The organism is Neiella litorisoli, assembly GCF_014773395.1.
GTDB lineage: Bacteria > Pseudomonadota > Gammaproteobacteria > Enterobacterales > Neiellaceae > Neiella > Neiella litorisoli.
Window position 1 is genome coordinate 82,040 of the sequence record NZ_JACXAF010000017.1, and the last position, 20,765, is coordinate 102,804.

11 protein-coding genes and 2 tRNA genes are annotated in these 20,765 nt (G+C 48.7%); 6 read left to right on the top strand and 7 right to left on the bottom strand.

The window, feature by feature from the left end:
* Positions 1-6: 6 nt before the first annotated feature.
* The 3 genes from IC617_RS13260 (at position 7) to IC617_RS13270 (ending at position 3,234) form a co-directional block, all read left to right on the top strand.
* Positions 7-918 carry a LysR family transcriptional regulator gene (locus tag IC617_RS13260; protein ID WP_191145472.1) on the top strand — a complete coding sequence of 304 codons (912 nt, stop codon included), beginning with the start codon at positions 7-9 and terminating at the stop codon, positions 916-918.
* Positions 919-1,005: 87 nt separating this feature from the next.
* A complete protein-coding gene (locus IC617_RS13265) occupies positions 1,006-2,028 on the top strand; it encodes a LacI family DNA-binding transcriptional regulator (RefSeq protein ID WP_191145473.1) in 1,023 nt (340 codons plus the stop codon).
* 189 nt (positions 2,029-2,217) lie between these two features.
* A complete protein-coding gene (locus tag IC617_RS13270; RefSeq protein ID WP_191145474.1) occupies positions 2,218-3,234 on the top strand; it encodes a LacI family DNA-binding transcriptional regulator in 1,017 nt (338 codons plus the stop codon).
* Positions 3,235-3,316: 82 nt separating this feature from the next.
* Here the strand turns inward: IC617_RS13270 and IC617_RS13275 are convergent, their stop codons facing one another.
* The 3 genes from IC617_RS13275 to IC617_RS13285 are packed head-to-tail and all read right to left on the bottom strand — an operon-like array spanning position 3,317 to position 8,716.
* The gene (locus tag IC617_RS13275; RefSeq protein ID WP_191145475.1) at positions 3,317-5,761 is read right to left on the bottom strand and encodes a glycoside hydrolase family 94 protein; all 2,445 of its coding nucleotides are present in this window, start codon (positions 5,759-5,761) and stop codon (positions 3,317-3,319) included.
* Between the two features lie 2 nt (positions 5,762-5,763).
* Positions 5,764-7,617, bottom strand: a complete 1,854-nt coding sequence (locus IC617_RS13280) for a sodium:solute symporter family protein (RefSeq protein WP_191145476.1) — start codon at positions 7,615-7,617, stop codon at positions 5,764-5,766.
* 16 nt (positions 7,618-7,633) lie between these two features.
* Positions 7,634-8,716: an AGE family epimerase/isomerase gene (locus tag IC617_RS13285; RefSeq protein ID WP_191145477.1), complete on the bottom strand. Its 1,083-nt coding sequence runs from the start codon at positions 8,714-8,716 to the stop codon at positions 7,634-7,636.
* An 867-nt stretch (positions 8,717-9,583) separates the two neighbouring features.
* Between IC617_RS13285 and IC617_RS13290 the strand changes: the two genes are divergently transcribed.
* Together IC617_RS13290 and IC617_RS13295 are read left to right on the top strand one after the other, a co-directional pair.
* A tRNA-Thr gene (locus tag IC617_RS13290) sits at positions 9,584-9,659 on the top strand.
* Positions 9,660-9,666: 7 nt separating this feature from the next.
* A tRNA-Phe gene (locus tag IC617_RS13295) sits at positions 9,667-9,742 on the top strand.
* A 341-nt stretch (positions 9,743-10,083) separates the two neighbouring features.
* On the opposite strand, the gene IC617_RS13300 is transcribed toward IC617_RS13295, so the two are convergent.
* The 4 genes from IC617_RS13300 to IC617_RS13315 form a co-directional block, all read right to left on the bottom strand.
* Positions 10,084-11,616, bottom strand: coding sequence for a sulfatase (locus tag IC617_RS13300; protein ID WP_369410403.1), 1,533 nt, complete (start codon positions 11,614-11,616; stop codon positions 10,084-10,086).
* Between the two features lie 144 nt (positions 11,617-11,760).
* Complete coding sequence (locus IC617_RS13305; RefSeq protein ID WP_191145479.1) at positions 11,761-14,733, bottom strand: DUF8487 domain-containing protein; 2,973 nt, start codon at positions 14,731-14,733, stop codon at positions 11,761-11,763.
* Between the two features lie 126 nt (positions 14,734-14,859).
* A complete protein-coding gene (locus IC617_RS13310; RefSeq protein ID WP_191145480.1) occupies positions 14,860-18,117 on the bottom strand; it encodes a DUF5107 domain-containing protein in 3,258 nt (1,085 codons plus the stop codon).
* 116 nt (positions 18,118-18,233) lie between these two features.
* Complete coding sequence (locus IC617_RS13315) at positions 18,234-19,739, bottom strand: sugar porter family MFS transporter (RefSeq protein WP_191145481.1); 1,506 nt, start codon at positions 19,737-19,739, stop codon at positions 18,234-18,236.
* A gap of 26 nt (positions 19,740-19,765) precedes the next feature.
* Here IC617_RS13315 and IC617_RS13320 point away from each other — a divergent pair, with 26 nt between their 5' ends.
* Positions 19,766-20,731, top strand: a complete 966-nt coding sequence (locus IC617_RS13320) for an AraC family transcriptional regulator (protein ID WP_191145482.1) — start codon at positions 19,766-19,768, stop codon at positions 20,729-20,731.
* The last annotated feature ends 34 nt before the right edge of the window (positions 20,732-20,765 follow it).

Below are 20,765 nucleotides of genomic sequence, written 5' to 3' on the forward strand. Positions count from 1 at the left end.
CCGTCGATGATTGACTTAAAGCACCTGAAAACCATTCAAGCACTCAAGCAAACCGACTCAGTCGCCGCGGCAGCAAACCTGCTTCACACCACGCAATCGGCGCTGTCTCATCAATTGAAAGAACTTGAGCATAAGCTCGATCAGGCTGTTTTTGTTCGCAAAACCAAACCATTACAGCTAACTCAAGCCGGCGAAGCACTACTGCGATTAGCAGAACAAGTGTTGCCCTTGGTACAGCGTACCGAAACACAACTGCGCCAATGGAGCATGGGCCACGGCGGCCGACTACACATGGCCATTGAATGCCATAGCTGTTTTCAATGGTTGTTCCCGGCGTTGGATCAGTACCGCCAACTATGGCCCGAGGTCGAAGTCGATTTTGCCAGCGGTTTTCACTTCGATGCCTTACAAGCGCTTGCAGATGGCGAACTCGATTTGGTGATCACCGCCGATCCCATCGAGCATGAAGCACTGCACTACCTGCCGCTGTTTCGCTATCAAAATATGTTAATCACAGCCGAGTCGGATGACTTGGCCAGCTTACCGGCAATTCGTGCAGAACACCTGACCAATAGCACCTTGATCACCTATCCAGTCGAGTCGAATCGCTTGGCGATCTATCGCGACTTATTACTACCGGCAGGACTGGCACCGGCACAAGTTCGACAAACCGAACTGACATTGATGATGGTGCAATTGGTACTCAGCGGTCGTGGTGTTGCCGCCTTGCCAGAGTGGGTTATCGATGAATACCGCGACAAAGCGCCGATCCGAGCCATTGCCTTTGAACCGCCACTTTGGAGTACCTTGTATGCTGCCGTGCGGGTCAACACAGAAGCCGATTACATGCGATCATTTATCGAGCTGGCGCGCCAGAGCTGCTTCAGCACATTGGCGAACATTGGCCCCGTTGATTGATGAAAATCATGGCAAAACCCCTGCAGAAACATGCATTTCAGCAAAAACTGGTAGATAATTAGCGGCTGCAATAAGGTTGGACTGATTATGGCTACCATTAAAGACGTGTCAAAACATGCTGGGGTGTCTCCGGCTACCGTTTCACGAGTACTCAATAACTCGGAATTGGTGGTGGAAAAGACCCGCATCAAGGTCATGGCTGCCGTTGAGGCACTCGGCTACCGACCGAACACGCTAGCCAGAGCCATGGCGTCTGGCCGCTCCGGCATTGTTGGCATGGTGGTGCCCGAAATGAGCTCGCCGATTCACGCTCGATTCATTGGTGAAGCCGAAAAGCTCTTTCGCCAACATAAAATCCAGCTCATTGGCGCCAGTGGTCATTGCGATCCGGAGCAGGAGCGCGAAGCTATTGAGTTTTTGCTGCAGTGCCGTTGCGATGCCCTAATCTTGCTGGTGGAAGCGATTGATGATGGTTACCTGAAAGAGTTGGCAGAGCGCGAGGCCAATGTGGTGCTGATTAACCGCCAAGTTACCGGGCTTGACTCCCACTGCATCACCTTAGATAACGTCAATGGTAGCTTTACCGCCACCGAGCATTTGATCGAACTTGGCCACCAGCGCATCGGCTGTATTACGGGGCCGCAGAACAAACAAGATGCTCGCGAGCGCTTTGAAGGCTTTCAACAAGCGTTGCAGCAACATCAACTAATTCAGAATCCAGCTTGGTTAATTGAAGGCGAGTTCACTGAAAAAAGCGGCTACCAAGCCATGGCCAAACTCATCGACCAGCAGTTAACCGCGGTGTTTTGTGGCAATGATGAAATGGCGTTTGGCGCCCTTGCCTACTGTCGCGAGCACGGCATTTCAGTACCGCAGCAAATCTCCATTATGGGCTTTGATGATCTCCATTTTGCCAGCTACACCTTTCCGGCATTAACCACGATGCACTTTCCTGCCGACACCATGGCCGTTGCCGCCACCGAGTTTTTACTAAGCCGCTGCTATGACATCGCATCCGCCAGCAGCGCGCCGGTGATGACCTACTTGCCGACGCTGGTCAGCCGTGACTCGGTGGCAGACATCCGCAATCATGCCCATGCATCGCTTTGATTGATGAAAACGGCTCGCATCAAGTCGTAAACCCACTGAAAAATTCTCATATTTGAGTGATGAAATCGCAAAATTGAATGAAAACGATTTCATCTTAAATAGTTTGTGATAGCCTATTGAGGAGTAATCAGGTTTTCTCTATTGTCCTGATTGTTTTTCATCAGAAACGTGAGTTTTCAGAGGGTTTTCATGGCCAAAGTGGGTATTAAAGACATTGCGCGAATAGCCAACGTGTCACTGGCAACTGTGTCTCGTACGTTGCGCACCCCAGATCTGGTGCAAGAGGCCACCCGCCAGCGGGTACTCGATGCTGTTGCAGAATCAGGCTACAAGCCCAACCGCATGGGGATGAACCTGAGAACCCAGCGTACCGGCAATATCATGGTTATTATTCCTGATATTACCAACCCTTTTAACGCCGATTTAATTCGCTCAATTGAAGAGACAGCCAGCAACAATGGCTATGCGGTATTGCTTGGCGATACTCAAAGTAGTCCAGAGCGGGAGCAGCAATACGTCGATTTAGTCGAAGCCGGTCAGGCCGACGGCATGCTGTACTTCTCCGGCCGCAACCCATTTAACATTAACCCCGACAAACCGTTACTCGAGCAGTTGCCAACCATGGTTAACTCCAACGAGGAGTTGGATCTCGATGGCATCGACAAAGTGCTGCTCGACAACGCCAAAGCAGCCAGTGAGGCGGTGCAATATTTATTAGATTTGGGCCACACCCGTATCGCGGCGGTGACCGGCCCAATGAATACCAAAAGTGCCAACGGCCGTTTGCAAGGCTATCGACAAGCATTGCAGCAAGCTGGCGTGGAAATTGATGACAAGCTCATTATTGAAGGCGACTATCATATTGATGCCGGTGTTGAAGCAACCGAAAAACTGCTGCGCTTAAAGCAACGCCCTACGGCAATCTTTTGCTTCAATGACGACATGGCGATCGGCGCGATTAACGTGCTGCAAGCAAACGACTACCGGATTCCAGAGGACATCTCGGTGATCGGCTTCGATGACATTCTCTATTCCACTTATGTTCGTCCGGCGCTGACAACTGTCTCTCAGCCAGTGCAGGAAATTGGTCGCTTGTGTACCGAAAAGCTGATCGCCCGACTGCGCGGATCGCACGATGAACCCACCACCACCTATGTGTCCCATAAGTTAGTGGTTCGCGACAGCACCGGCCCAGCGCCGAAATAAGCTCATCTTCGCTAGCAAAAAAAGAGGCCGTGAAATCACGGCCTCTTGCTTTTCAATCAATCGCTTACACGACTATGCCAACTTAGTTAAGTACCACTTTGATGTCATGGACGCCGTTGAAGGTCTGGTAGTCAATGACATCACCGTCAACAGCAACTCCGTCAATGGTCATGCTGGCGATGCCTTTACCTGTGCCGCCACCTTGCTTGATTTCAATGTGATAAACCGCATCTCTGAACTGGCGGGTGATCTTGATATCGCCTAGGCTGGCATCCACACAAGGGTCGATTTGCAGGCCATTGTAGTCAGGACGAATGCCCAAGATATATTGGGTCGCGGCATAGTAGTTCCAAGCGGCGGTACCCGTCAGCCAAGAGTTCTTTGCCTCGCCCTGAATGTAGGCATCGCGGCCTGAGATCATTTGCGAGTAGACGTAAGGCTCGGTTTTGTGGCGCTCGGTCAAATGTTCAATAAAGGCAGGCGTGATCCGCGTGTAGTAACTCAAGGCTTTATCAGCGCGCCCCATCATGGCTTCGGCCACTACAATCCAAGGGTTGTTGTGACAGAAAATACCGGCATTCTCTTTATAGCCCGGCGGATACGAAGTAATTTCACCGTACAGCGGGTTGTACTCTGAATAAGCCGGTTGTTGCAGCATGACGCCGTATTCACACGCTAAGTGTTTCTCTACCGAGTCCAGCGCTTGTTTTGCTTTACCGTCATCAAAGCCGATGCCCGCCATGGTACAAAAGCCCTGAGATTCAATGAAAATCTTACCTTCGGCGTTATTGCTGCTGCCGATTGGGTTGCTTTGTGAATCATAAGCACGCAGGAACCATTCGCCGTCCCAACCATGTTCTTTCACAGCGGCAACCATGGCATCAACATGAGGTTGCGCTGCATCGGCATCGCTATCTAATCCTAGCAACTTAGCAATGGCAATAAACTCATTGCCGTAGAGCACGAACTGACCGGCAATCATCAGGGATTCGGCCACGTCACTATCGCCGCGCTGAGTCGTTTGATAAGACTCATTCGGCTCCGTGGAGAAACAGTTGAGGTTTAGACAATCGTTCCAGTCGGCACGACCAATCAGTGGCAACTGATGAGGACCAAGGTTGTTCACCACATGATAGAAAGACGCTTTGAGGTGATCATAAATAGTGCTCGGCACTTCCGGGGTATCTTCAAACGGCACAACATAGCTGAGGAAATCGACATCGCCAGACTCTTTAACATAGTTGGCGACAGCCAATACCAGCCACATCGGATCATCATTAAAGTTACCGCCAATATCGGCATTGCCCTTTTTGGTAAGCGGCTGATATTGGTGATAAGCCGAGCCATCCGATTGTTGAGTGGCAGCCAGATCGATGATCCGATCGCGTACCGCTGACGGGATCATGTGAGCAAAGCCAATGGTGTCTTGGTTCGAATCGCGGAAACCCATCCCCCGACCAATGCCCGACTCAAAGTACGAGGCACTGCGCGACATATTGAACGTCACCATGTTCTGATACTGATTCCAGATGTTCAACGCGCGATCGAGGCGCTCATCGCCTGACTTCACAGTGAAGCGCGATAACAAGCCATCCCAATAGTCTGTTAACGTTTTCAGAGCAGCGCTAGCTTTTTCGGCTGTGTCGTATTTAGCCATGAGCGCTTGGGCAGGCTCTTTGTTGATCACTCCTGGGGCCTGCCATTTGTTTTCGGGCTCAACTTCAACGTAACCCATCACGAAGACAAAGGTTTTACTCTCGCCGGCAGCTAATTCAACATCAAGTTGATGCGCCGCAACTGGCGACCAGCCATGGGCTTCTGAGTTCGTACAAGCACCCGCCATGACCGCTTGCGGGCAAGAGTAGTCGTTGTAAACGCCTACAAAATGCTGACGATCGGTGTCATAGCCTGCCAACGGCGCATTGACCGAGAAGAACGAGTAATGATTGCGACGCTCGCGGTACTCAGTCTTGTGGTAAATGGCACTGCCTTCCACTTCAACTTCACCGGTGGAGAAGTTGCGCTGGAAGTTGGCACCATCGTCCTCGGCATTCCACAAACACCATTCCAGTGATGAAAATAATTTCACTGACTTGCTGGCCGCGCCTTGGTTGGTGACAGTCACGCGATGCACTTCACACCAGTCTTTCAGTGGAATAAAAGTGGTTTGCTCAACTTCAATGTCATTCTTGCGACCAATGAACTTGCTGTAGCCCATACCATGACGGCACTCATAATGGTCCAGCTCAGTGCGAACAGGGCGTCCGCCCGGATTCCAGACGGTGCCGTTGTCGTTGATGTAGAAGTAACGGCCGCCACTGTCCATGGGTACATTGTTATAGCGATAGCGGGTAATGCGACGAAATTTGGCGTCGCGATAAAAGCTGTAGCCTCCAGACGTATTAGAGATCAAGCCAAAGAAGCCGTCATTGCCGAGGTAATTAATCCACGGCAGTGGCGTAAACGGCGTGGTGACGACGTATTCTTTATTGGCATCGTCGAAGTAGCCATAAGTTGATGCGGTCATAATTAATCTTCTAGTTTGTTGTACCAGTTTTTCTTCAGGATCAAGGCAGACACAACCAACAGTACGAGGGTGACCGACGTTGATTGCCATTCCTGGATCACGATATAGATTGGCAGCGCGACGAGGCATGTTTGAAGAATGATGCCCACACAGATGTTTGCCATATCACGCTTGAAATAAGGGTTTGCATTAAAGTTCGGATCGTCCGCTTCAACCGCTTTGCGAACCGGCCCCCAAAAACCCCATGGATTGACGTTTTTGTAGAACTTCTTAAGCAATTCAAAATCTTCCGGCTCTGTGTATAAGCTTGCCACGACACAGGCAATACCAGAGAACAGCAGCAAGAGCGGGAACAAGTAGAGCGGTAAGATATCCGAAGCGATCCCAGGGAATACACCGTCAAAAATAATCGGGAATGATAGCGCGCCGATAATGCCCGACATCATGCCCCAGAAATAACCCTGACCATTGAGTCGCCACCAGTACCACTTGAGCACATTAGTGACCACGTATCCGCCCCACAGGCCAGAAACAATCCATTGCAGCACGCTATTAATGCTCTGCACATACAGGCCAATGAGAGTACTAATGACCACCACCAACACTGACACTAAATAGCTAGCGCGGATTAAGGTTTTATTGGACGCCTCGGGATTGATGTAACGCTTGTAAATATCGTTCACCAGATAGGCAGGCGCGGCATTGACGGTGGAGGCAAAGGTTGACATAAAGGCCGCCAGCAGGCCGGCGAGTAACAACCCGAGGATGCCAACCGGCGCGAATTCCAGCATCGCGCTTGGCAAAATATTTTCAAAATCGATAGCGCCGCTGCGCGACAAATCCAGACGCTCGTAAAACACAATTGCCAGCACCGCAAAGCCACCAATCATGAAGTAGCGGATTGGCATCAATACCACAGAAACAAAGCCGCTCATCATTGCTGCTTCTTTTGGCGAGCGAGTCGCCAGGATCTTCTGCATGTCAAAGTTTGGCGCCGGACCTGCGGCACTCACCAGCACGCCTTTGAACAACATCATCATGACAAAGATGGCAAACAGCGAGTAGCCGTCACTGAGGATCTTGTCATTGATTTCAGCAATCGTGGCACTCCAGTCAAGCTCCAGCGTCCAGCCGAAAAATGGATTACTCCAGCCTTCTGGGGTCATTGCGGCTAAGGTTTCTGGCGACACATTCACCATGGCAATCACGCCAATACTAATTGCCGCCACCGTCATAATGGTGAACTGCAACAAGTCAGCAAACACGATACTCATCATGCCGCCAAGCATGACGTAAAACGTTGCAATAGCGGTGAAGAAAATACCGTATAGATGAGGCACATAGGCTTGCGGTACAGAGAATGGTACATAAGGTTGCACCACTTCCCATGGAATGAAAATTTCCATGAACTTGCCAACGCCGACAAAACCGTAAGCTAAGAAACCGAGCACACTGATGACCGCAAATAACACCACGACCATGTGCGACATCTTGCCGCCGGTGTCGTCACCAAAGCGCGTTCGTATCCACTCAGCCCCAGTCAATACATTGGAGCGGCGCAGCCAGATGCTCAAATAAACCATCAAGAACACTTGGTTGAACACCGGCCACAGCCAGGGGATCCAAATACTCTTCATGCCGTAAATGACGCACAGCGTCACCAGCCACATGGTGCCTGAGATATCAAACATACCCGAGGCATTGGACAACCCCAGCATGTACCATGGCAGGCTTTTGCCTCCCATAAAGTAGCTATCGAGGTTTTTCGAAGCTCGCCGCTTAAGTACCAGACCAATCACAATCGTGGAGGCCAGATAAGCGACAATGATGCTGATGTCGATAAAGGTTATTTGCATTGTTATTGCTCTAAATTCAACTAATTAACTTAGATATTTCGTTATAAACCGTGAGACAGGCGCGAAAGTTATGGTAGGGACACTTCCAAAAGCCTGCTTTTTCCATCTCGGGTGTTGCTTCTCCGGTGGCTTGCAGTTTCCATTCGCCAAATTGGCGATCGCTAATAAATTGGTAAATAAATTGCCAATGCGCGATTAAAGTTTTCAGCGCATCGGGGCTAGGTGCTTGGCGCCAACTCTGCCATAGGCTCACCAGCACTTCGGCCTGAACCCAACCGTAACGAGTCGGATCTTGTTGATTCAATGGCACCCCTTCACCACTGCAATTGGCCGCTAGCTCAGCAACTGAATGCTGTAGCTTGATGCCCAATTTGTTGATTGCCGCCACGATTTCATCGTGACCATGACGCTGAGCCACTTGCGGCAACAGCCATGAGGTGGCGGCGATCCGGCCCCAGTTCAGTTGCTCGTAATCCGCAACATCAGCACATTCAAGTAACTCAACCGCTCTGGCTAACGCTTGCATTAATAGCGGTTGGGCGCGGCTGTCCGCTTGTGGTAATGAGCCATAGGCATCCAACGCTTCGGTAACATGTAAAAACGCCCGCCAGACATCACCGGCCTTGCCTTGACGCTGCAGTAACGTATGGAGTTCTGGTTGCAAGTGAGCAAACACCTGATGACTCTGCGCCAATACCGAATCGTCAATCAGGGCGTAAGTCGATAGCGCATATAGGTAATAGGCTTGTGTCACTACCCAATCTTCTTGCGAGGCAAAATGCGCTTGTTGCTGAGCACTCCAATGTAATGACAATCCATCGGCAGAGGTCAGTTGTTGCTGCATAAACCAATGGGTTCGAGAAGCATGATCGGCATAACTCTGATCGCCAAAAGTCAGATGAGCCCGCGAAAATGCCCAAAGCAAACGCGCATGCAGAATGCCACCTTTGTCTGCTTGTTTGTCGATGTAGCCATTCGCTTTGACCGATCCCCAATAACCGCCAGTTTGCTGATCGCTGGCTTTGTACATCCAGAACGGCAGGATGCAAACTCGCATTTCTTCTTGCAGGGCAGACTTAAGCTCGGCTAACGCTTCCATTACCAGATCTGTTGATTCGATGACATGACGACACATTAGTTGAGCATGAAATCGTTTTCAATTAATTTTTTCCTTTGTTGGACTGTTTTTTTGACTTACTCGACAAATACGCAAACTTGAGTAATGAACAGCTTTTGTACCGCAAGAGTTTAAGCTAGCTGCATAAAGCATAAAAACTGCAGAACAATTCCCGAGACATCCAATCAAACACATCCAATTGAAAAATAATAAATTTTAATATCAATAAACAAAAATTATACATACCTCACATTTATATTGACTCTGGTTAATTGACTTTTTAGCGATTCCGAAACCACAATTCAGGTATCGACTTGCGTTCAAATAACCAACAAGGATAACGTTTTCATCATTACTACGGACCGAGCTGCGATAGCAGGTTTAATTGGGGTAATAGCCCAACGAAAACTGAAAACGTTTTCAATTAATTGTGTGCTTTGCCAATAGCCACAAGTAACCGAGTTTGGCTCACGAGACGAGCTAGACATGATGTGTACTTGGAACATGTCATCGACCTTTGTATGTTTCTTTGCCCGGCCCCAAACCGGGCATTTTTTTTCGCCAACAACAATGCACCGCCCTCCTTTGCAACTCCAGCGAGTCAATAAAATTTCTACTTTTAGCTCTTCAGGTTGCTTATTTTTTGATTCAAAAGCCCATTAATCAGCCAAAAAACGGTAAAAACGGGCAAACTTTGAGCCTTTAAAAAAAACTGTAAAAAAAGCTGTTGACTTAGTCCGGCAAAATCAGTTTAATAGCGCCCCGTTGCAGCGGAACAGCATTTCAGATGAAACGCGCTTCCGTGAAGACAAGCGAATAAAGCTTGCTAAAGCAAACCAGTTTTAGTGTGCCGACTTAGCTCAGTTGGTAGAGCAACTGACTTGTAATCAGTAGGTCGCCAGTTCGACTCCGGCAGTCGGCACCATTTATTCGCCCAGATAGCTCAGTCGGTAGAGCAGGGGATTGAAAATCCCCGTGTCGGTGGTTCGATTCCGCCTCTGGGCACCATTACAAACAAGCCCTGACCATTTGGTCGGGGCTTTTTTGTATGTGTGGTTTGTAGCTGGATGAGAAGCACCGCGCGTGGTTCGACAAAAGCGCCTAGGGCACGATTCGCTCCCAAGCGGACTTGGAGTGACTAGGTTTATCCGAGCGTTCTTAGATGGATTCTGGGCCTCATATGAGCACCATATTGCTTACTGACAAAATTGAATCAGTTTAGGCAGTTCGAATGGGCAGAAATGACGTCGTTGTGGTGGCTCCATTGAGGCAAAGACGGGCTCGTTGGCAGCGCATCCTAGTTTGACTTGTCAAGCCAACGGCCCGTCTTGAGGAAAAAGCAGCAGCTCTTACCCTTCGCTACCCCACCATTGATTGTCTGGGCTGTACGCTTTTTCCAGATAGCCATCGTGACGTTTTTCTAATCTCGGTATGCTGTCTTTGACACGATCGAGTCTCGCTTTGCGTTTAGCCGGATCATAATCTGGATTTGCAGTTGGGTATTTGGCATTCGTTGCTAACAACCACTCTTCGAGCTTAATTTTCAGTTGTTCAGTAATCTCTTTTTGCTGTTTGGCAAGGTTTGTTGTCTCGCCAATATCTTGAACGACATTATAGAGTTCAACACGATGATCCTCATGGTAGTAGATAAGCTTCCAATCACCGAACCGAATCATTGAGGAAGGTTCGCCGCCATGATTCGCATAGTGTGGAAAGTGCCAGAACAAGGGGCGCTCAGCAGTCTGCCCTCCGACTAACAGTGGCTTCAAGCTAATGCCATCTAGCTTATGCTCAGCGCTCGGAGCGATCCCGGCTAAATCGATAAGAGTTGGGTAGAGATCGACACCAGAAACGGGAGTTGCAACATCAGAGCCATTGGCACTCATGCCTGGCGCATAGATGTAATAAGGCACTCGAATGCCACCTTCAAACTGTGTCCCTTTACCACCTCGGTAAGGCAGGCTGCTGGTGCCATAGCCATCTCCAGATGATAGGCCCCCATTGTCGGAGGTGAAAACAACGATGGTATTTTTATCTAAGCCGGTCTCTTTGAGTTTATCGAGTACCACTCCAACAGCGTTATCCATCGATTCAACTAAGCCACCAAAAATAGGATTATCTTGGATTTGCCGAGTGACGCCACGACGGTCAAATTTGAAGCGCGGTATTGAGCTTGCAAGTTGTTGTGCCTCAGCTTTGTCACGGTATTTTTGCCATAGCGGCTTTGAAGACTGAATCGGCGCATGCACTGCGTGAAAGGACAACAAGGCAAAGAAAGGTTTACCGCCTTTCTGTTTGTCAATATACGCAGCAGTTTCGTTCGCAAGGCGCAAGGTTAAAGACTCGCCTTTGGGCCCATCTTTGAGCTTGGGGTTCTGGTAAGGCGAAAAGTATCCTCCTACTGGCGTTCCTGTATCCCAGCCGCCGATATTGGTATTAAAGCCATGGTCTTCTGGGCTAGAGCCCTTGCCACCAAGATGCCACTTGCCGGCAAAAAAGGTATCGTAACCGTTGGCTTTAAACTGCTCAGCAATAGTGACTTCATCCTGATCGATAATGTGCTTATAGGGCGCAGGATCGTGACTATCAAAGCGTTTTCGACTCCTCCAGTCTGGGCCAAACTTGTCGCCTACCCACGTCGTCATGCCGTGGTTCGTTACATATTTACCCGTCAGAATCGAGGCGCGAGACGGACTACAAACCTGGGAGGCAGCATAACCTTGTGTAAATCGCACTCCCCTATTGGCTAAAGCGTCGATATTAGGCGTTTCATAAAAGTCGGAGCCTTCAACCGATAAGTCTTTTACACCTAAATCATCGACTAGGACAAACAGGACGTTTTTATGTTTCGATGGTTCAGTCGCAGCAGTTTTTTCTAACACCTGAGAATTACTGCAACCAGCGAGTGTGCTAACCGTCACTAGACAGAGGCACAGTTTTTTAAATTTTATTGCGACAACGTTTGGCATGGATGACCTTTCCAATGATTTCTATTTGTAAGCTCGATGAACCCAACAAGGTTGACTTTAGTTATCGATCGGCAGTGCATTGGCGCTAAAGTCGATGTTGTTCTCTGGTCCAGTCTCTTTCTCGAATACTTCTTTAATGACCTCCGGATTAATCTGCCACTCAGGGTTGAAATCATCAGAACTCAAATAAGCGATCAAGCTATTACGAAGTTGTCGTGTTGCTGGCCGGTTGGCCAAGTCGCTCTCCAAATCGATACTGCTAATCAACAACTTACCCTTGCCGACTTTTGCTTCTGCGATAAGGGCCAATTTGCGATTAATCTTCCAAGAGTCGATAGGCTGGAGCAGCGCGCGGTAGGCTTTAGGCCAAGCATGAACCGAGTCGTATGAATCTAAGATCATTGGTTGCGCGTTGTTTAAAATATCCCACCAATTCCAATTCACGTGGGCATCAGTGGGGAATTTTGCAAATAGCGGATGCTTGGGATCGAGCAGCATCCCCGATGCAGATGATTGACCGCCTTTCTCCCCAAGCGCGGTCCAGAAGTGGTTTGTAAACAGTGTCGGTAAGTTGCCTTTCATATCACCAATTCTAGGCAACAAGAGTACGGTCTCTCCCGCTTCGAGGCGTTGTTGCGTGTCGCTATTCCAATCCTTAGCCACATGGATATGGCTTGGGAAGCTCAACGCTTGAGCATCCGGGTAGACCCAAATATTCCAATCGTTGCTCAGTTCATTGGCTGCTGACACAACCTGCAAATTCAGCTTGGCCGGAGCAGCAATGGTGCTCAGCGGTAAATCGATCGATGCAATGGCTTGCGCACTATCCTGCTCAAAGCTCTTTTGAGGCAAAGTCCATGTTTTAAGCACTTCCCCACTTTCGGTGCGGAGTGTGGCAACCAGATCATTCAGTTGCAGTTTGTTCTTGCCAAAGTGAGTGATCTCAAGACCGGCCTTAAAGGTTTCACTTTGAGTGAGTACGCGCTTTGGCATACGGGCCAGCAGCACGGTGGGCGCATTCCAACGTCGCACATATTCCGTATCAACGTAACTATGTCGATCGTAGAAAGGATCCACTAGCCCAACTGGCGCGCTACTTTGGCCAGTAAAATCAGCCAATGACAACCAGGAAAATCCCGCCATATCCGGCGTACGGTAGTTGGCTTCAAAGGTTTCTCGAATAAGCTCTATCTGCCACTTGCCCGATGACTCAACGATTTCAGGCAGCAGCTCATACATGCCTCGTTCTTTGAGCTGATCACGAGCGATCTCAAGGTAGTTGGGCTTCAGGTAGCCTGTGTACTTGTCGATCTCAGCATCAATATTTGGATAGGTACAAATTTGGCCAATTTCATGGGAAATCAACGGGACCTTAAAAGTAGAGCTCGCCTCACGCCAGTCGATTGCAGTATTTGGCGGGCTTAAGTTGAACTCGGTGCGATTAGGCTTTGGCGGCCACCCGAATTGGTGACGAAGTTTCACTGAACGTTCAGGCCAGATCCCTCGCTGCACCTGAAAGTCAGCATTGTCTGGGCTCCATGAGTTGGCCTTCACCGTATAAAGTTTAGAGTCATCGTACGCTTTCCACTCTTCGATGATCTCGGTGAAAAACTCATGATCGCCATCGTACTCATTGCCGAGGCCCATTTGTACAAAGCTCGGATGGTGGCCAAAGGTATCTAAAATTCTCTTCGCTTCGGCGCGCATAAAATCGAACTGATCTTGTGTTTTGACAGGCCCCCATTCACCCACTTCTGGTTTCAGATAGATTCCCACTTCGTTTGCAGCAACGAAGGCCGCTTCAGGTGGCGCCCATGAGTGGAAACGAGCAAGGTTCAGACCAAATTCTTTGTAGGTTTTCCAAACCTTACGCCAGGACTCAACATCCATCGGGGCGTAGCCTGTGGCAGGCATCACGGCACAATCATCGACGCTGCGGATGTAAGTTTTAAAGCCATTAACACGAAAATGCCTGCCATCAACGGTCATGTCGCGCAAACCAAAGGTTAACTGACGAACGTCAGTGACCGTGGTCGTTGCTAGCTTCGCATCCATTTTGTAAAGGTTCTGCTCATACTCATCCCACAACAGGGCTTTTTCCGACATGGGGTAATCGATACGCAAGAACTCGCCGTCAATCTCTGCGACCATACCGTCCAGGGTCACTGGTTCCGGATCATGATTATTGCCGTCGCTAGAGCCTATCGCATCCAAAGTCAGTGTGTAGCGACCTTTTGCCGCTTCGGTTTTGCCAAGCTTTACACTTACTTTGACCATGCCATTAACGGGCTTGGGGGAAACCGTGAATCGCTCAATCCAAACCTCGGGGCGGGCCTGCAGCTTGATGTCACCAACAATGCCATTCCATGTACCTGCAGTCTGTTCAGATACGGAATGCGCGTTGTAACCCATATGAACATACTCATCATTGTCGACACGCAGTGTGATTCGATGCTTCCCCGGAGTCAGCACACCAAGTTCGTATCGGTGAGGCGCGGCTAGGCTGGTCTGCTGGCCGATCTCTTTACCGTCCAGCCAAAGCTGAGAAACCCAATGAACGCGTTCAAATGAAGCAGAAACCGGCTTTCCTTGCCAAGTATCAGGCACCTCAAAGGTACGGCTGTACCAAGCGGGCCCAATATAGTGGCGATCCGGCTGTAAAAAATGGTGCATTTTAAACACACCTTGGTCTTTATACTTCTTAAGCCATTCAGGCCCCCAGCCATTCAAACCACCTTTACCTGCCCACTCAGCGTTACCGTACCATTTGGTATTCGGGCCAGGGATATTGCCATAGCCATGCTCTTGCAAAGCTCCTGGTAGTTGCAGCTCGTCCTGAAACTCTTGATTTTGCCAATTTTGCTCAATACCAACATTTTCTGGATCTAATCGTATCTGCCAAGTTCCGGCTAGATTGACGCTGTCGACGCGATCTAGGCGCTGCGCCTCTTCCACACAACCAGCTAGTTGCATCATAAAAGGTATCACCAGCAAGGCAGAAACCTTCAACATTCTGATTTTGTTAATCATTTCAGTATCTCCACGAAGCCAAAGTTAACAATCGCCCCAGCTTTCGTCATTTTCAGCTCTTTTAGTGCCCCCTGTTTGCATAGGTGGGCTGCCCCCAAAATTTATCTTTCAGCAAAGCCGGCGGTTTTACTCCGACAACACTTTCTGCGCATTACTTAACTCATTAATATTTTGATAATTAGTCAGTGAGTTAACATGACTTAAGCCTTGCTCTGCCAGAGCAATGAGAACTTCCATTTGCTGCTGTTTGGTTTTATCCAGATCATCTTCAAATACCAACAATAACGGTAACGAAGTGGCGAAATAATCAATTTTTGCAGGCTCTTTTAGTTGTTCCTCGGCGTAGCTTTTAAGCTCATTGAAGAGTTGAGTTGCGGCTTCTACTTCACCCAATTCTAGTAGGGATAAGCCACGAAAATAAGACAATTCCGAGTGCTCCGAAACCGCCATGGCCAAGAAATCCCCGGCTTCATTAGCGCTCTCAGTGAAGCTCGCTACAGCTTTATTTTCCTCACCCAATGCACGCAGCGCTTTACCTTTCCAGTAATTCACATCCGCTTTGGCTTGCAGCAGGTGGTACGCTTCGCCTAAATTTTCTTGAGTCGTCATGGCTGAGGTGAAGTGCGCTAAAGCCTTAGCGGCATCGCCCTCTTTCAACGCAGCTTGTCCTAGCAGCAGGTGAGCCCTCGTATACTGTTTTAAGACCTTACCTTCGCCGCCTTCCCACGGGTGGAAGCGCCGCCCCAACAACCAATCCAACGCCTTTTGCGGCTGCTCTGTTTCGTTATATAGCGTCGCCAGCGCCACAGAGCAGTCATCACGAGCTGAAACCAGTTCAATATGCTCCAATAGTGTTGCCAACCTCGCACTAGGGGCATCACCTAATTTTTCTCGCAACTGATCATATTCAGAAAAAATTCGGGCATTGGTTGGCTCAAGGGCCAGTGCTTTTTCATATGCCTGACGGGCAGCGGCTGCATCGTTGTTTACGTTCCAATAGGCAATCCCAAGATTGCGCCAAACGGTTGCTGTATTGGGGCATTTCTGCCAAACGGCAATAGCTTCCTGATGACGCTTCTTGTCGTAGTAATAGTTGCCTAAGCCATAGGCGGCATTAGGATCGTCGCCCTCTTGCGCCAGAGCCCACTCCAGCATGATTTGGTCATACAGGCGTGACGGGAATAGATAATCAGGACTTAAGCCCCGAGCTACTTCCAAGTAAGCTAAATCATTGGTCAGCCATGCGTAGGCATAGTGGGTGAGCTGAGATTTTTGCAACGGGTTCGGTACTGCAATATCAGCAACTTCATGTTGATGATGAAGCTCTAGCAGCGCGATAGCCTTGCTCACAAAACCTGCATCGACAAAGTCATACACCAAATCGAGAATAGTTTGCGCATCATTGCGGGACTTCTCTAACAACCCCACAACGTCACCCGCAACGTAACGAGCCCAGTGATCCAGAGGGTCCGTTGCCAGCAACTCCGTCAGTAGCGGACTACTATCCTGGCCAAGCTCCCCAAGCACTAATGCTTTTAATACCAGAGCTTTATTATTCTGACGATTGGTATCCAGTGATGCTTCAAGGTGTTCCAGAGCCTGCTGATAGTCGCCTTTTCGACAATCGAGCATGGCGAGCTCATGATACGCTGCAGCGCGCCACTCATAGTTCCAGGTTACTTTATAAAATGCTTGGTACGCGCATGCCAGTCTGCCTTGGAAGCGACGCACCAACCCCAAATAATAGTGAGCTTCTCCAGTGCATGGGTTGGGATGACGAAGTGTCAAACGCTCAATAGCCTTAGTAAAATGCTCTGATGCCTGAGCTAACAAGCCTCGATTCAACTGTTTACGGCCGTAAGCAATATTGGCACGCGAATCCAATGGATCACGCCTGAGCATTTCATCCCAATACAATTCTGGATAACGGGTTGGGTGGCGATACTGCTCCAAATGCTCAGCCGTTAAGAACAACTCATCCAATGTTTCAATGTCCTTCGGCAACGGAGGCTCGGTGGCCGCATCGCGGTTGCGTTCTAACTCATCAACATTAACTGGACGATATGAAATCAAGCCTTGCACCGCTAACTCTAGAGCGTAAAAGTCATCGTAAACAACCAATGTCGCGGGTTTGTGCCAAGGCTTTTCAGGGGTTAGCTCGACCGTTTCATCAATGATGATTTTTCCTGCCTCGGTTAACACAATGCGCGCTTCGGCAAAATCACGTGAAACCACAGCTCCTAAATCAATACTGCCATCATCATTTTTAACCAGACGAACGGCGGCATCCTTATTCGCGTTTTGTACTGGACCAATCTTTTTATAGGGCCACCAATATTGAGAAAATGTTTTGGTTTCATAGGGCTGCAGATAGCTAAAGTCGGGTTGGTTGTCGGTATAAACCCCAGCCATTAACTCGACATAAGGGGCTGGACGGCCAGTGGGCCCGACACGGTCCGTTAGCTCACGATCCCAAGCCCAGCCGAATTCTCCATTGCCCCAAGTCCACTGCTTTTTGCCCGGAGCAACATGCTTGTTAGCGACATGAATAAAGCCTCCCTCGGCATCAAAGTCATAGCCACCAAAGAAATCAAACTGGGTATCACACACCATATAACTGGTTGGCACAGGGATGTTTCGATAGAGGCTCAGATCATTGGCCGCGCCGCGATTAGCATAATCAACACCGTAGTAGTCATTATTGGCAATGGGAAAACTACTTAGGGCTCGAACGGCATGATCGGCAACATAGTGAACATCGACAGGAAAAAAGCTCTGATAGTTATCATGGACTTCAGCGGCAACATTGGCCCACCACAAGAACGTTTGAGTATATGGAGTTCGGTTATACAGGCGCCCTTTCAGTTCAACTAATGCGCTGCCAGGTTGCATACGAATACCATGCATTCCTTTTAAACGATTGAGTGGATCGTGCTCGGACAGCCAGACAGTTTGAGCGCCACCTTGCTCTTGCTCCACATGCACATCAGTCGGCATGTAAGTTCCGGGCCGGTGGTGCTGCGGCCAGTTGAACTCCACGCCTCCTGAGATCCAAGGACCAGCTAGCCCTACTAGCGCTGGTTTAATTTCATCTTGTCGATAGAAAAAGTCGTAGTCGTTATTCGACTTATCCTGGCCAAGTAAGATTCGGCCGCCAATTTCAGGAAGCAAAACCAAACGGACATAGTCGTTTTCGAGTGTTACTGAGTCGTAATTTTGGGGCTCAGGCTGATCAAACACCTTGTCAATAAAAGGAACGGGGTAAACCTTGCCACTTGAGCCTTGATAGACACGTTTTTCAAAAAACAGTGGGTTCTTTTCTGGCTCACCTAGCTGGTAAGTTGGCAATGTAAGTGCCTGCCTAATGGCTTTAACTAAATTCATAACTCGCCTTCCAATATCGGTGCTAAGCCGTCCCGCTGAGCGAGGGCCTCTAAAGCACGCGCAATAAATAGTTTTTCGTTTGAAATGCCTCAGCGCAGCAAAGGATTTAAGGCTGGTTAATCAACCAGCTCGCGTTCAATATCTTCGAGTGATTTCCCTTTGGTTTCGGGAACCATGACTTTAATCACCCAAAAACCAACCAGACAAATAAAGCCGTATAACCAAAAGGTGCTGGCCGCACCAAGCGCTGCATTGATAGGTTTAAAAGTGACAGTCAGAGCAAAACAGGCAATCCACAGGACAGAGACACAAATGCTCATAGCTGCACCGCGAATGCGGTTCGGGAAAATTTCAGATAGCAGTACCCAAGTAATGGGAGCTAAGGTCATGGCATAACAAGCAATCGCAACCAAGACCACGAGTAACACCACAAGTCCTTTGACCTCGAAGTAGTAACAAGCCCCTAAAATCGCATAGGTGATCATTAAACCGGCTGAGCCAAACAGCATTAGAGGCCTGCGGCCCCAACGATCAACCGTTTTAATCGCGACAAAAGTGAAAACCAGATTGACCACGCCAGTGATCACGATGTTAAACATCATACCGCTCACATCGTAACCAGCAGCGGAGAAAATCTCCTGTGCGTAGTTAAAAATGACATTGATGCCACACCATTGCTGAAACGCGGCAATAAACATTCCGAGACCAAGTATTTTTAGTACCTTGGGATTACGTAGCGTTTCAATGTCGATCAGTTTGTTATCATCTCGCTGGGCTTGAAGCGCTAAAGTTTGCTGGATATCTTGCACTTCGAAGTCGGCATATTGCTTACCGCCAATTTTTTCTAATACGGCATGCGCTTGTTTAGCCTTGTGCTGTTTTAACAACCAACGCGGAGATTCTGGGATCACCAGCGCCAAAACAAAAAATAGCAAGGCTGGTATGGCTTCAGCAGCAAACATCCAACGCCATCCCAGCTGTCCATTCCAAGAATCAGCAATCACTTCAGTGGCAATCTCGGTTTCAATCGGATGAGAGCTATAAATAGCGAGATTAACGAGCTGAGCCGCCAACACGCCTACGACGATAGTTAACTGGTTGATTGAGACAAAACGACCACGCAAATGTGCAGGGGATATCTCGGCGATATACATTGGCGACACGTTTGACGCCAGACCGATACCTACTCCGCCCAAAACACGGGCCAAGATAAACGCATTAAAATCTTCGGTCAGGGCCGTCCATATAGCGGATGCGGTGAACATGAGAGCCGCTCCGATAAGGATCTTTTTACGGCCTAATTTGTCTGTGATCATGCCAGATAGCAGAGCACCACCTAAACATCCAACTAAAGCGGAACTGATTGCCCAGCCTGCTAGCCATTCCTGCCCTTCGCCACTGAGACCAAAGTACGCTTCATAAAAGGGCTTTGCACCGCCAATCACGACCCAGTCATAACCAAATAACAGTCCACCCATCGCTGCCACTAAGCAAATCAGCCAGACGAACTTCAGGTTATAGCTTGGGTTGGTAGCAGGTCGTTCTCCTGCTCGCGAACGCTCGGCAACTGTGGTCATGAGGGCATCACTAATTTCGTTATGCTTCGATTTGATAACTGGCATTTAACACTGCATCAACGCAAAAAAGAATGACAAATCCACTGCAAATAGATGGACTATTTTATTATTTTATTTATTCTTCAAACATGACAAAAAAGCGCCCAAGTTTGCAGCCCAGAGTGGAAGAGGGATTTCCTCATCAACGGTTAGTTATTCTCCCGCCCAACGCCATTGAACGCTGTAAAAAATCAGAACTTATTAAGCAGATCTATGTCACACATATTGGTGCCTACCCATCTGCCCCAAACCATTATGTCGAGCGACAAGAAGGCGCAACACAAGCCATTTTGATCTACTGCATGAAAGGAATTGGCTGGCTACAGCTGGATAATATTACTTTTAAAGTGAATCCAGGGTGTGCAGTAATCATCCCGCCGAATGTAAGCCACATCTACCGGGCAGATAAGGACGATCCATGGTCACTTTTTTGGATTCATTTTGATGGCAAGCAAGTCTCAGCCCTGCTAAAGAATTTAGAAATCGATTTATTGAAGCCATTGCTTTACATCGCCAACCCTCAAGCAATGCGTCAAGCGTTCGAAGATGTCTACGCCTGTCTGAACTACAACCATTCTGAGTCAGGTTTGTTTGCGATGAGTGCCGAGTTTATGCGACTGCTAAGTCGCATAAAACTTGAGCACAGTGCGATTAACTTAAAGCATAAACTCAAAGAGGATGGGATTAGTTCAAGCATCCGTTTTATGCAGAAGCACCTAGATATGTCGATACCACTGGCTGATTTAGCAGCACAGGCAGGACAAAGCGTTGCCCACTACAGCAAACTGTTTCGCCAGCGCACGAATCAATCCCCCTCAGCATATTTTATTCAAATGAAGGTTCGCAAAGCATGCGACCAGCTTTATCAAACTAACCTGAGCGTTCGAGAGATAGCCGAGCAGTTGGGCTATAGCGACCCCTACTATTTCAGTCGTATCTTTAAAAAAGTCCAAGGAGTATCACCGGCACAATATAGGACGATAGCTAAATCGGGATAATGAATACTTTCAGGGATCGGAGATAAGCCCAATT